The organism is Sodalis sp. RH19 (assembly GCF_047324215.1).
GTDB lineage: Bacteria > Pseudomonadota > Gammaproteobacteria > Enterobacterales > Enterobacteriaceae > Acerihabitans.
Window position 1 is genome coordinate 5,489,348 of the sequence record NZ_CP178734.1, and the last position, 11,908, is coordinate 5,501,255.

At 57.2% G+C, this 11,908-nt stretch carries 11 protein-coding genes, 1 tRNA gene and 1 pseudogene; 3 read left to right on the forward strand and 10 right to left on the reverse strand.

Annotation, left to right across the window (positions count from 1 at the left end):
• Positions 1–35: 35 nt before the first annotated feature.
• The 3 genes and pseudogenes from ACL2XF_RS24775 to ACL2XF_RS24785 all read right to left on the reverse strand — a co-directional run bounded on the left by ACL2XF_RS24775 (position 36) and on the right by ACL2XF_RS24785 (position 1,736).
• On the reverse strand, positions 36–470 hold the full coding sequence (locus ACL2XF_RS24775) for a hypothetical protein (protein ID WP_413727699.1): 435 nt from the start codon (positions 468–470) through the stop codon (positions 36–38).
• 183 nt (positions 471–653) lie between these two features.
• Positions 654–833 (reverse strand): annotated as a pseudogene (locus ACL2XF_RS24780) (Arm DNA-binding domain-containing protein); the annotation flags it as partial.
• An 827-nt stretch (positions 834–1,660) separates the two neighbouring features.
• A tRNA-Phe gene (locus ACL2XF_RS24785) sits at positions 1,661–1,736 on the reverse strand.
• A gap of 992 nt (positions 1,737–2,728) precedes the next feature.
• On the opposite strand from ACL2XF_RS24785, the gene ACL2XF_RS24790 reads away from it, so the two are divergent.
• Positions 2,729–4,885, forward strand: a complete 2,157-nt coding sequence (locus ACL2XF_RS24790; protein WP_413727700.1) for an ornithine decarboxylase — start codon at positions 2,729–2,731, stop codon at positions 4,883–4,885.
• Positions 4,886–4,928: 43 nt separating this feature from the next.
• On the opposite strand, the gene mltC is transcribed toward ACL2XF_RS24790, so the two are convergent.
• From mltC to mutY, 3 genes are read right to left on the reverse strand one after another with little or no spacing between them, the layout of a single operon-like run.
• Positions 4,929–5,993: a membrane-bound lytic murein transglycosylase MltC gene (mltC, locus tag ACL2XF_RS24795; RefSeq protein ID WP_410013554.1), complete on the reverse strand. Its 1,065-nt coding sequence runs from the start codon at positions 5,991–5,993 to the stop codon at positions 4,929–4,931.
• Positions 5,994–6,051: 58 nt separating this feature from the next.
• A complete protein-coding gene (locus ACL2XF_RS24800) occupies positions 6,052–6,324 on the reverse strand; it encodes an oxidative damage protection protein (protein WP_162366945.1) in 273 nt (90 codons plus the stop codon).
• Positions 6,324–7,427, reverse strand: coding sequence for an A/G-specific adenine glycosylase (mutY, locus tag ACL2XF_RS24805; RefSeq protein ID WP_413727701.1), 1,104 nt, complete (start codon positions 7,425–7,427; stop codon positions 6,324–6,326). The genes ACL2XF_RS24800 and mutY overlap by 1 nt, the downstream gene beginning before the upstream one ends.
• A 169-nt stretch (positions 7,428–7,596) precedes the next feature.
• Here mutY and trmB point away from each other — a divergent pair, with 169 nt between their 5' ends.
• Positions 7,597–8,316: a tRNA (guanosine(46)-N7)-methyltransferase TrmB gene (gene trmB / locus ACL2XF_RS24810; protein ID WP_410013556.1), complete on the forward strand. Its 720-nt coding sequence runs from the start codon at positions 7,597–7,599 to the stop codon at positions 8,314–8,316.
• Positions 8,317–8,344: 28 nt separating this feature from the next.
• Positions 8,345–9,070: a DUF2884 domain-containing protein gene (locus ACL2XF_RS24815; protein WP_413721431.1), complete on the forward strand. Its 726-nt coding sequence runs from the start codon at positions 8,345–8,347 to the stop codon at positions 9,068–9,070.
• 144 nt (positions 9,071–9,214) lie between these two features.
• Here ACL2XF_RS24815 and hemW read toward each other — a convergent pair whose 3' ends face one another.
• The 4 genes from hemW to ACL2XF_RS24835 form a co-directional block, all read right to left on the reverse strand.
• Positions 9,215–10,348 carry a radical SAM family heme chaperone HemW gene (gene hemW / locus ACL2XF_RS24820; RefSeq protein WP_413728858.1) on the reverse strand — a complete coding sequence of 378 codons (1,134 nt, stop codon included), beginning with the start codon at positions 10,346–10,348 and terminating at the stop codon, positions 9,215–9,217.
• Positions 10,341–10,934, reverse strand: coding sequence for an RdgB/HAM1 family non-canonical purine NTP pyrophosphatase (rdgB, locus tag ACL2XF_RS24825; protein ID WP_413727702.1), 594 nt, complete (start codon positions 10,932–10,934; stop codon positions 10,341–10,343). The genes hemW and rdgB overlap by 8 nt, the downstream gene beginning before the upstream one ends.
• 72 nt (positions 10,935–11,006) lie before the next feature.
• Positions 11,007–11,315, reverse strand: a complete 309-nt coding sequence (gene yggU, locus ACL2XF_RS24830) for a DUF167 family protein YggU (RefSeq protein ID WP_410013559.1) — start codon at positions 11,313–11,315, stop codon at positions 11,007–11,009.
• Positions 11,312–11,866 (reverse strand): YggT family protein, encoded by a 555-nt coding sequence (locus tag ACL2XF_RS24835; protein WP_410013560.1) that lies wholly within the window; start codon positions 11,864–11,866, stop codon positions 11,312–11,314. Before ACL2XF_RS24835 ends, yggU begins: the two co-directional genes overlap by 4 nt.
• Positions 11,867–11,908: the final 42 nt, after the last annotated feature.

The window sequence follows — 11,908 nt, forward strand, 5'->3', positions numbered from 1 at the left end:
TCCTCCTTCGCCAAGTCCGGCGTTCACTTCATATACTACATCATGTGGCGATTGCTATGTGGCGATTGCTGTAAAACACGGTCATAGAAGCGTTTTAGCTTCGGCGTCTCTGCAACTGCAAGGTATGCCCTGGCTCGATAAACGTTGTGATGTAGCGTTATGATTGTTTCCAGCGCTTCCGCTAATTCGTCGGTAAAATTTAGCCTTCTGGAACACTGGCTTTTGGATGGCGGTTCATAAAAATTGCCGCTTTCAAAATTTTCGAGCCGGTCAAATTTTACGTCACAACAACGTGTGGGAATTTTAAATCCGGCTTCATCACTTCGGTAGTCGTGATACTCAGGATCTGAGGTTATCACCTCGGCAAACAACACAATGAAATTATGTGCCTCTATACAAAAGTCAAAGCGATGCGCTGTAAAGTCACCATGGGGGAACTTAATAAAATTATCTGAAAGGTATACTGGCATATCAATAGTTTATGGGTTTTTTAATGCCTCAGTATACCAGTTGATTTCTGAACCGGACATACTTACCTGTAGTTCAGACAGCGTGAAAATTAAGATATGAGCTGAAAGACCGTACTTGCCGACACAACCATCTGGGCGGCATCAGTCCGGAGGCCTTTGACCGGGCCTCCGCTAGTGTTAATTGGTTACCTGCGGATAGGTGCCTAAGGCCAGGCGGGATTCTTTGCCGCCGAAGCGGTAGCGGAAATACCACAGACGCGAGCCGCTGGTGGATACCAGTAGATACAGACCCTGGGCATCGGTGAGTTTGTAGGATTTTACCAAGATTTTTGCAGCGCGGATTTTACTGTCAGTCAGAGCCATGTGAGGGCCTCTCCATTCATCGAACTGAATGACCCGCAATTTGACCCCACATTTTCCGGATACCTAGGGATAAATCAAAACGTATCGGAAAGGGTTATTACGCTAACCTATTGAATTTAAGATATATAAGGATTCATAAGAAAGCATAAAAAAGAAATGGTGGTGCCCGGACTCGGACAAAAACGCCGGGAGCGTTTTTGCACAGCGCTTTAGCGCTGGCCCGCAGGGCGAGCCTCATGGATGAGGCGAGTCATCGAACGCCGTTCGATGGAGAGTCCAGACGCCAGAAAGCAAAAAACCAGCCGTTAGGCTGGTTTCTTTAAATCATGGTGCCCGGACTCGGACAAAAACGCCGGGAGCGTTTTTGCACAGCGCTTTAGCGCTGGCCCGCAGGGCGAGCCTCAGGGATGAGGCGAGTTATCGAACTCGGTTCGATGGATAGTCCGTAAGCCAGAAAGCAAAAAACCAGCCGTTAGGCTGGTTTCTTTAAATCATGGTGCCCGGACTCGGACAAAAACGCCGGGAGCGTTTTTGCACAGCGCTTTAGCGCTGGCCCGCAGGGCGAGCCTCAGGGATGAGGCGAGTTATCGAACTCGGTTCGATGGATAGTCCGTAAGCCAGAAAGCAAAAAACCAGCCGTTAGGCTGGTTTCTTTAAATCATGGTGCCCGGACTCGGACAAAAACGCCGGGAGCGTTTTTGCACAGCGCGTCAGCGCTGGCCCGCAGGGCGAGCCTCATGGATGAGGCGAGTCATCGAACGCCGTTCGATGGAGAGTCCCGATGCCAGAAAGCAAAAAACCAGCTGCTAAGCTGGTTTAATCAAAAATGGTGCCCGGACTCGGAATCGAACCAAGGACACGGGGATTTTCAATCCCCTGCTCTACCGACTGAGCTATCCGGGCAACGGGGCGCATTAAACCGTATCGCCGGGATGACGTCAACGGCTTTATCATCTTTATCCGCTCGATCGGCGAGTTTTCACGCAGTCAGCGTTGTGCCGCCCGCGGGCGTATCCGGGTTGGCGGCGTAAAAAACCAGGTTAATACGGGATAGCGTCCTTTTTCCGGATGCGATTATTTCATTATTTTCTATAGCAAAAATACGCTAAGACTATTTCTCATTATGGCGCCGGTATTTATACGTGGCGATAAACGTATTTTATTGGTCATTATGATCATGCCTGGTTGGCGAATGGAAAAAGTTGAAGCGCTGTTTATTGTCAATCACACCATCCTGGCCGGCGCTGACGGGCCAGGGGCCGCGGTATTTCTTATGGGATGGCGAATGAGGCAGGTAAGCAGGCCAGGTACAGGAAGACTTTATCCATGCATTCCTCTTCGCTGGAGCCCGGGTTATGGGCGTATAACGCGATGACTTTAAGGCGGTGGAGAAATAAGATATGTCATAATTTAACTGAATAATATAAATTTATTGTTTATCATATGGTTAATATCAAATTTGCTTTTGCTTATTGGCAATATTTTTGCTTGAACCCGGCGTAAAAAAATGCAATTATTGCGCAAATTTCTCTTATCACTGCTGCAAGGTCTTTGGGAGCCGCCGGTATGATACATTCCATGCTGCTGCGTTATAGCGTCGGGCATCAATGCCTGGTGTTATCCGATATTTGCCCAAACGATCTTCGCCTCCGAAGTACACCCCTGCTCACCATGCGGTGAGGGTATATCCCGGCTTCCTGTTAAGCAGTCGTAAAAACAGAGATTGGCTCTGCTTTTACTGATGCTTATCGGCCGCTGTTAATACCAGTATTTCCGATAACGCGCTGTTTTTACAACCGAAAATAGCGAAGACATCTTATGCGGGAAGATACGTTGTTCTCCCATCGCGTGCTCTCAGGCACATACACTCATCCTTAACCTTTGGGATTGGTGACATGAAATTATTAAAAATAGCGGCCAGTGCGGCCTTTGCCGATCGTTTGTCTACCGCGCGGGATATCGTGCCGCTGGATAGCACCGATTTTACCGATGTCGCGGCCCTGGTCGTTTCCGTGGCGGACGCGCGCGCGGGCGTGCTCAGCATTTTGCGCAATACCGGGCTGTCGATTCCGGCTTTTATCGCCGTGGAGAGCGGGGAGCACGCCGCTGATGTCGCCTTGCCGCCGCAGACCGGCCTGCTTATCCTGAGCGGCGCGGAAGACCACGGGCCGATACTGGAAGCCGCCGCCGCTCGCTACCAGCAGGGCGTGCTACCGCCATTTTTTGATACCCTGACGCAATATGTCGCCATGGGCAACAGCACCTTTGCGTGCCCGGGCCACCAGGGCGGCCAGTTTTTCCGCAAACATCCCGCCGGGCGCCAATTTTATGAATTTTTCGGCGAGAATATGTTTCGCGCCGATATGTGCAATGCCGATGTTAAATTGGGCGATCTGCTGATCCATGAAGGCTCGGCGAAGGAAGCGCAAAAATTTGCCGCCAAAGTGTTTAATGCGGATAAAACCTATTTTGTGCTTAACGGCACCTCGTCGGCCAATAAGGTCGTCACCAACGCGTTGCTGACCCGCGGCGATCTGGTGTTGTTTGATCGTAATAACCATAAATCGGTTCATCACGGCGCCCTGATACAGGCGGGGGCGACGCCGGTCTATCTGGAAACCGCGCGCAACCCGTTCGGACTGATCGGCGGTATCGACGCCCATTGCTTTGACGAGCGTTACCTGCGCCGCCAGGTGGAGGAAATCGCTCCCTGGCGCGCCGCGCAGCAGCGTCCGTTCCGCCTGGCGGTCATCCAGCTTGGCACCTATGACGGCACCATCTACAACGCCCGCCAGGTGGTGGATAAAATCGGCCATCTGTGCGATTACATTCTGTTTGATTCCGCCTGGGTCGGCTACGAGCAGTTTATCCCGATGATGGAGCAGTGTTCACCGCTGCTGCTTGATCTCAATGAACATGACCCCGGGATCTTTGTTACCCAGTCGGTGCATAAACAGCAGGCCGGCTTTTCGCAAACGTCGCAAATCCATAAAAAAGACGCGCATATCAAAGGGCAGAAACGCTTTTGCAACCATAAGCGTTTCAACAACGCGTTTATGCTTCATGCGTCCACCAGTCCGTTTTACCCGCTGTTCGCCGCGCTGGAAATCAATGCCAAAATGCACGAAGGAGCCGCCGGCAGGCGCCTGTGGCTGGACTGCGTTAAGCTTGGCATCGATACACGCAAGGACATGCTGGCGCAGTGCCGCCTTATCAAGCCCTTTATCCCCGATCGCGTCGGCGGCAAGCGCTGGCAGGATCACGACACCGACGCCATGGCCCATGACGTGCGGTTCTTTAATTTTGTGCCGGGAGAGTCCTGGCATGCCTTTAGCGGTTACACCCAAAACCAGTACTTTGTCGATCCCTGCAAACTGCTGTTGACCACGCCCGGCATCGACCGGGTGAGCGGGAATTATTCGGCGTTTGGGATACCGGCCACCATCCTTGCCACCTATCTGCGCGAAAATAATATCGTGCCGGAGAAGTGCGATCTTAATTCGATCCTGTTCCTGCTGACGCCGGCGGAGGACGCGCCGAAAATGCGCCGGCTGACGGCGGCTTTGGTGCAATTCGAGCGCTATATCGAACAGGATGCGCCGCTGGGCGACGTATTGCCCAGCATCTGCGAAAAATATCCCGACCGCTACCAGGGATATACCCTGCGCCGCCTGTGCCAGGAAATGCACGATTTGTATGTCAGCTTCGATGTGAAGCAGCTGCAGCGGGAAATGTTCCGCCATGACTACCTGCCCCAGGTGGCGATGAATCCCCAGGAAGCCAACATGGCCTTTGTGCGCGGCGATGTGGAACTGGTGCCGGTGAGCAAGGCGGAAGGACGTATTGCCGCCGAAGGGGCGCTGCCGTATCCGCCGGGCGTGCTGTGCGTGGTGCCCGGCGAAGTGTGGGGCGGCGCGGCGCAGCGCTATTTCCTGGCGCTGGAGGAGGGGTTAAACCTGCTGCCGGGCTTTTCGCCGGAACTGCAGGGGGTTTACGCGGTGCGGGGAGAGGATGGCCTACAGCGCCTGTACGGCCACGTTATCGGCAACTAGCCCCCCGGCGGCCGCGTTATCGGGCCGCGGAGGGGTTTATCACTTAGCGGTAGTGTTTCTGTAAACTGCTCACCTTATACAAATACCGCCGCGACTCCGCGGACGGGTGCTGGGTGGACAGTTTCTGGTAAACCTCATCCGGATCCAGGTTGTTGATGACCGAGAACGCGCGGTTCTTGTCGCTGGAGAAAACCCGCAGCACGCTGCCCGCGCCGCCGTTATAGGCGGTAATCACCGCATAGCGCCGGGAGGTGGGATTGACAATCCCCGCCAGGTAGCTGGACTGCAGCAGCGCCAGATAGGCGGTGCCGGTATCAATGTTGTTTTCCGGATCGAACAGGTAGCTACGGCTTGGCTGGCCCCATTTGCCCTTCATTTTGAACACGTCGCGTCCGGCGCTGTGCTGGACGACCTGCATCAGGCCCAGCGCATCCGAATGACTGACCGCGTAGGGGTTAAAACTGGATTCGGTTTGCATAATCGCCAGGATCAACGACTGATCCACGCCATATTTCTGTGAGGCGTTACGCACCATCGGCAGATATTTATGGGCGCGTTTATCCAGGTGGTTAGCCACCAGTTGGATAGTCACCGACCAGATTTGATGCAGGCCGGACGTGCGCTGCTGCAGCCGGGTTTGCAGCAGGTAATCGGCAAAGTGGGCGGCGCGCCATTCCCAGCGGATGGGATCGCCGTTGTTATCCACCACCTGGCCGTACAGGAAGGGCTGCTTACTGATCTGGATATCATTGACGTCGGAATAGAGATCGATGGAACCGGGGTTGTCGCCCATCAGCAACGTGCTGATAATCGCCTGGCGCAAATGCGACGCCGGATCGCCGGCAATGGTCTCGATGGTAATGGTCCCGGCGTCAAAATTAATATGGCTGCGGGTCTGGTATTGATCGGTGTATTTAACGTAATCCTTCGGTCCGGCAATCAGGACCTCGTTGATGCCCCAAATATTCTCAATATTATTGGCGAACTGCCCCATAAGAATATCAAAACCATTGGTATCTTTAACATAGGCCTCGTTGTCTTCGGTTTTATGACTGGAACACGAGAACAACAGGGGCGCAATCACCAGCAATGCTACAATTTTCTTCATCTTACGGGCCGTGTCAGGACAAGAAAGGCATAATGGGCCTGCGAGCGCTCATCTATCATTATGGTTTAGGCGGCGTGTACCCTTCGACATGCACATCCTGGCCTTCAAACAGAAACTTAATCATCTCCTGTTCCAGTATTTTACGGTCGGCGACGTTCATCATGCTGAGTTTTTTTTCGTTAATCAGCATGGTCTGCCGGGTCTGCCACTGCGCCCAGGCTTCCTTGGAGATATTGTCAAAGATGCGTTTGCCCAGCTCGCCCGGATAAAACTGGAAATCCTGGCCTTCGGCCTCTCGCTTGAGAAAAGTACAGTAGATGGTTCTGCTCATTATTGTTCCTCTTTGTTGGCGGGATGGCCCAAGACCGGTGGCCGTGGCGCGCCTACCGGCAATTTACCCGCTTGCAGCAACAGGCGCTCGACCGGCGCGGCCAGTCCCACCGATGGCGGTTGCGCTAAGTTATACCAGAGTCCGGCGCCTTCATCCATGCAGCGCTGCGCGCCGTCCGTATTTAACAGCACCGGGACGATATCCAGGTGGAAATGGCTGAAGGTATGGCGAAACGCCGTCAACTGCTCGCCCTGATCGATATCCAGGCCGCGGCTTTGCAGCCAGGCCGCCAGTTCCCCGCGTTGCGTAAACTGCGGGAAGCAGAATAATCCGCCCCACAGGCCGGCGCCCGGGCGCTGTTCCAGCCAAATCCGCTGGCCGGACTTTAGCATCAGGAACCAGGCGGTTTTTTGCGGCAACGCCTGGCGCGGCTTCTTGCCCGGATAGAGCGCCCAGCTGTGGGCGGCATAGGCCTCGCAGCCGGTATGAAGGGGGCACAGCTCGCATTTCGGCCGCGTGCGCGTGCACACCAGCGCGCCCAGGTCCATCATGGCCTGGTTGAACTGCCCGACGCCCTCGGCGGGGGTCACTTCCGCGCTCAGGCTCCACAGCCGCTGCTCGACCTCTTTTTTGCCAGGCCAGCCGCCGACGGCAAAATAACGCGCCAGAACACGTTTCACATTGCCATCAAGAATAGGATAATGCTGGCCAAGCGCCAGTGATAATATCGCGCCGGCGGTAGAACGGCCGATACCGGGCAGGGCGGTGATGTCTGCAAAAGCGGTGGGGAAGACGCCGCCGTGCCGGTCGGCAATCAGCTGGGCCGCTTTGTGCAGATTACGCCCGCGGGCGTAATAGCCCAGCCCGGTCCACAGATGCAGCACTTCATCCTGCGGCGCCGCCGCCAGCGACCCGACCGTCGGAAATTTAGCCATGAAGCGCTGGAAATAAGGGATAACCGTGGCGACCTGGGTTTGTTGCAACATGATCTCCGACAGCCAGACCTTGTACGGCGTCTTGTCCTGCTGCCAGGGAAGTGTTTTGCGCCCGAAGCGCCGGTACCATTCCAGCACTTGTTGCGCGAACAGTTGCGCTTGTCTCATCGGTGGGGTATTACTCTCCGGCAGGTCTTGGCTCGAAATATCAGGCAGCGATTCCAGCACAGAGTTGCCATACTGTAAACAGGAACTTTCCGGTACCGGCCACTTGCTAATCAACGCTATCTTTGCATAATGCGCGATTGCCAATCAATTTGCCTAAAACGAAACTACTATGAGCAATGACGTTATCTCCCATGAATTTGACGACCAGGGACGGCCGCTGCGCCGCATCCGCAGTTTTGTGCGCCGCCAGGGTCGCCTGACCAAAGGCCAGCAGCTGGCAATCGATACGCTGTTGCCGGCCATGGGCGTCGAATACCGGCCCGAGCCGATCGCGCCGGCGTCCCTGTTCGGGCGCGAGGCGCCGCTCACCCTGGAGATTGGCTTCGGCATGGGCGCGTCGCTGGTGGAGATGGCGGCGGCGCATCCGGAACAGGATTTTTTGGGTATCGAGGTGCATCTGCCCGGCGTCGGCGCCTGCCTGCTGAGCGCGCGCGAAGCGGGCATCAGCAACCTGCGGGTGATGTGTCACGACGCCATTGAAGTCCTGGAGCATATGATCCCGGACGAGAGCCTGGCCCTGGTGCAACTCTACTTTCCCGATCCCTGGCATAAGGCCCGTCATAATAAACGGCGCATCGTGCAGACGCCGTTTGCCGAGCTGGTGCGGCGCAAGCTGCGGGCCGGCGGCGTGTTCCATATGGCCACCGACTGGCAGCCCTACGCCGAGCATATGCTGGCGGTGATGAGCGACGTGGCGCATTTCCATAATCTTTCCGAACAAGGGGACTACGTCCCACGTCCCGAATTCCGGCCGTTAACCAAGTTCGAGCAGCGGGGCCAGCGATTAGGCCACGGGGTTTGGGATTTAATGTTCGAAAAAAGTGTCTGATGTTTGACCTTTATTTTCAGGAGAACGTATGTTGCGCAAAGCAGTTCTGGGTATCTTGATGTTAACCGCCTGGCAGGCGCAGGCGGATTATCAGTGCCAGGTAAAACCGCAGGACGATATCTTTATCACCGCGCAGACCGTGCAGGTGGTGGGCGCCAGCGGCAACGTGACCATCAGCCGCAACGGCGACGTGGTGCGTAACGGCCAGCAGGTGGCGCTGGATGCGCGGGCGCGCCAGCAGGCGGTGGATTACCAGGCGGAGATACGTCAACAGCTGCCCTGGATTGACAACGGCGCCCAGGCTCATCTGGAGAAAGGCCGCGTGGCGCTGGACAGGGTTATCGTGCAGCAGTTGGGCAGCGACAGCAACGTGCGTAACCGGCTGACCACGCTTGATAAACAGCTGAAGCAGCAGATGAACCGCATTCTGGAGCATCGCAGCGAAGGACTGGCCTTCCATCATCAGGCCATTGATCAGGTGCAGCAGGACGGCCAGCGCATCGTGCAGCAAAGCATGGGCGGCGTGGTGCAGGACAGCCTCAACGAGATGGGCGTTAAGCAGACGATGAACGCCGCCACCGGCAACAGCCCGCTGCAGTCGGTGATGGGCAATCTGGGCGGCTTGCAAAAAGCCATTCAGGCGGAGTGGAGCAACCAGGAGCAGGAATTCAAGCAATTCGGCGATCAGGTCTGCCAGCGGGTGACCCATCTGGAGCGCCAGCGCAGCGACCTGCTGAAATCCCTGCCGGAATAACGCGCCCGGCGGACGGTTGCAATCGCGGCCTGCCTGCCAACGCCGGCGTATAGGCTGCACACCGTGCGCCCGGCGACACCGTGCCGCAGGGACGCTCTTCCTGCGGCCGGAGGCGCCTGAATTATCGGCGCGGGGCGGCCCCCGTCATTCCATAAACAGCTCGAGCAGCGGGTTCAGGAACAGCTTGCCTTTTTCCGTCACCTGCCACGCTGACGGGCTTTCGGTAATATAGCCCCCGGCCAGCGCGTGATCCAGCGCTTCGCGCGCCGTGCTTTCATCCAGCCCGGTAAAGGCGGCGTACTCTGCGCGCGGCGTCGGCTCCAGCAGGCGAAAACGGTTCATGAAAAATTCAAACGGCAAATCCGCCGGCACCACCGCATAGCGCTTGTCCAGATATTTACCCTGCATATAGCCGCGCGGATGACGCACTTTCACCGTACGCAGCACGCGGCCGTCGGCCTGGGTTAATTTGCCGTGGGCGCCGCAGCCGATCCCCAGGTAATCGCCAAAACGCCAGTAGTTGAGGTTGTGGTGGCACTGGAAACCGGGTTTGGCATAGGCCGAGGTTTCATATTGCCGGTAGCCCGCGGCAAACAGCAGCGCATTTCCCTGCTGGTAGATATCCCAGAGCGCGTCGTCGTCGGGCAAAACCGGCGGACGCGAGCCGAACAGCGTATTCGGCTCGATGGTCAACTGATACCAGGACAAGTGGGGCGGTTCGAGTTCCACAGCCTGGCGCAGGTCGTCCAGCGCCTGCGCCAGCGTTTGATCGGGCAGGCCGTGCATCAGGTCCAGGTTAAAGCTGCGCAGCCCCAGGCCGGCGGCCAGCTGCGCAGCGCGCCGGGCTTCCTGCGCATCGTGGATGCGCCCGAGGCGCACCAGTTTTTCCGGCTGGAAACTTTGCACGCCGATGGAGATACGGTTAACCCCCGCCTGCTGGTAGCCGTGAAAGCGGTCGGCCTCCACGGTGCCGGGGTTGGCCTCCATGGTGATTTCCGCCGCGGGGCTCACCGGCAGCCGCGCGCGCACGCCGTCGAGCAACAGCTGCATAGCCCGCGCGCTCAGCAGGCTGGGCGTGCCGCCGCCGATAAAAATGGTGCCGATTTCCCGGCCGCCGGTATAGGCGGCGTCCTGATCCAGATCCGCCAGCAGGTGGCCGACGTACTCTTCATGCGGCACGTCGCCTTTCAACGCATGGGAATTGAAATCGCAATAGGGGCATTTCTGTACGCACCACGGAATATGGATGTACAGGCTCAGCGGCGGCAAACTAAGCATCACGCAGGGCGCCCAGCAACTGCGCCAGCGCCTGGCCGCGATGGGACACGCGCTGTTTTTCCCCGCGGGTCATCTCGGCGGCGGTGCGCTTTTCATCCGGCAGGTAAAATACCGGGTCGTAGCCAAAACCGCCGGTGCCTGACGGCGCGCGGCTGATGACGCCGCGCCAGATGCCGTGGCAAACCAGGGGCGTGGGATCAAGCGCATGGCGCAGATATACCAGCACGCAGTGAAAACAGGCGCCGCGTTCGTTGTCTGGCACGTCCTTCAGGGCATCGAGCAGTTTTTCCAGGTTCTGCCGATCGGATGCCGCCGCGCCGGCGTAGCGGGCGGAGTAAATGCCCGGCGCGCCGCCGAGGCTGTCCACCGCCAGGCCCGAATCATCGGCGATGGCCGGCAGGCCGGTGGCCGCCGCCGCATGACGCGCCTTGAGGATGGCGTTTTCGATAAAGGTCAGGCCGGTCTCCTCGGCGGAGTCGACGCCCAGGGCGGTTTGCGCCGCCACGTCCAGGCCGAAATCCGCCAGTAATTCCGCCAGTTCGGCCACTTTGCCGGCGTTGCCGGTGGCCAGTACTACTTTTTGCATATCATCTGTCCACAAAAGGGGTCATTCGCGCCAGGCGGGGCAAGCCCGGCGCCGGGGATGCCGGTACATGCCTCAGGCGCCGGCGGCGTCGTCCGCCAGCAGTTGCGCGATAAGCGCGGGCAGGCGGGGCGGCTCGGTTATCCGCAGCTGTTTATGGCGGCCCAGTTCGCCTTTTTCAATCATAACCCGGCTCTTGGCCACGCCGAACTGTTTGGCGATGAAGCGGGTAAGATGCTCATTGGCCTGGCCGTCCACCGGCGGCGCGGTGATCGCGACCTTGATCTCGTCGCCGTGCGGGCCGACTATCCGATCGCCGCTGGCTTTCGGCTGGATATAAAGTCGCAATACCACGTCGCCCGCGTCCAGCCAGGCGCAGATCACAGCCGGTACCAGAGCGTCGGAAACAGGTCCATGCCCATATAGTTGAATAAATACAGGATCAGGATCACCACCATGGCGGAGAAATCGATGCCGCCCATGGCGGGTATAATGCGGCGTACCGGCGCCATCAGCGGTTCGCTAAGCTGGTAGAGCACTTGATCCATCGGGCTGCGCCCCTGGCTTATCCAGCTCATCAGCGAGCGGATGATGATAACCCAGAAAATCAGCTGCCCGGCTGATTTCACCAGCGTCAACAGTCCCACCAGCAAATACAGCGGGTCGGGCGTCACGCCGCCGAGCTGGATCAGCATTTCCAGCGGAAACTTCAGCGTGGCCAGGATAAACGCCAGCAGCAGCGACGCCGTATCGATGGGGCCGATGGAGGGAATAACCCGGCGCAGGGGTTTGATGACCGGCTGGGTGATTTTAACGATAAATTGTGAAAACGGATTATAAAAGTCGCAACGGGTCCACTGCATCCAGATGCGCAGCAGCAGCACCATGATATAAAAATCAAATAGCGTCTTGACCAGAAACGTCAGCGTCAGCATAAGAGGGTGATATCCTTAATAGCGTTAAAATGCACGATTACG

Excerpts from the sequence above, each read along its gene's own strand:
- ACL2XF_RS24835 (WP_410013560.1), bottom strand. The coding sequence starts at position 11,866 with ATGCTGACGCTGACGTTTCTGGTCAAGACGCTATTTGATTTTTATATC.
- mutY (WP_413727701.1), bottom strand. The coding sequence starts at position 7,427 with ATGAGACAAGCGCAACTGTTCGCGCAACAAGTGCTGGAATGGTACCGG.
- mltC (WP_410013554.1), bottom strand. The coding sequence starts at position 5,993 with ATGAAGAAAATTGTAGCATTGCTGGTGATTGCGCCCCTGTTGTTCTCG.
- rdgB (WP_413727702.1), bottom strand. The coding sequence starts at position 10,934 with ATGCAAAAAGTAGTACTGGCCACCGGCAACGCCGGCAAAGTGGCCGAA.
- hemW (WP_413728858.1), bottom strand. The coding sequence starts at position 10,348 with ATGCTTAGTTTGCCGCCGCTGAGCCTGTACATCCATATTCCGTGGTGC.
- trmB (WP_410013556.1), top strand. The coding sequence starts at position 7,597 with ATGAGCAATGACGTTATCTCCCATGAATTTGACGACCAGGGACGGCCG.
- ACL2XF_RS24790 (WP_413727700.1), top strand. The coding sequence starts at position 2,729 with ATGAAATTATTAAAAATAGCGGCCAGTGCGGCCTTTGCCGATCGTTTG.
- ACL2XF_RS24815 (WP_413721431.1), top strand. The coding sequence starts at position 8,345 with ATGTTGCGCAAAGCAGTTCTGGGTATCTTGATGTTAACCGCCTGGCAG.
- ACL2XF_RS24800 (WP_162366945.1), bottom strand. The coding sequence starts at position 6,324 with ATGAGCAGAACCATCTACTGTACTTTTCTCAAGCGAGAGGCCGAAGGC.
- ACL2XF_RS24775 (WP_413727699.1), bottom strand. The coding sequence starts at position 470 with ATGCCAGTATACCTTTCAGATAATTTTATTAAGTTCCCCCATGGTGAC.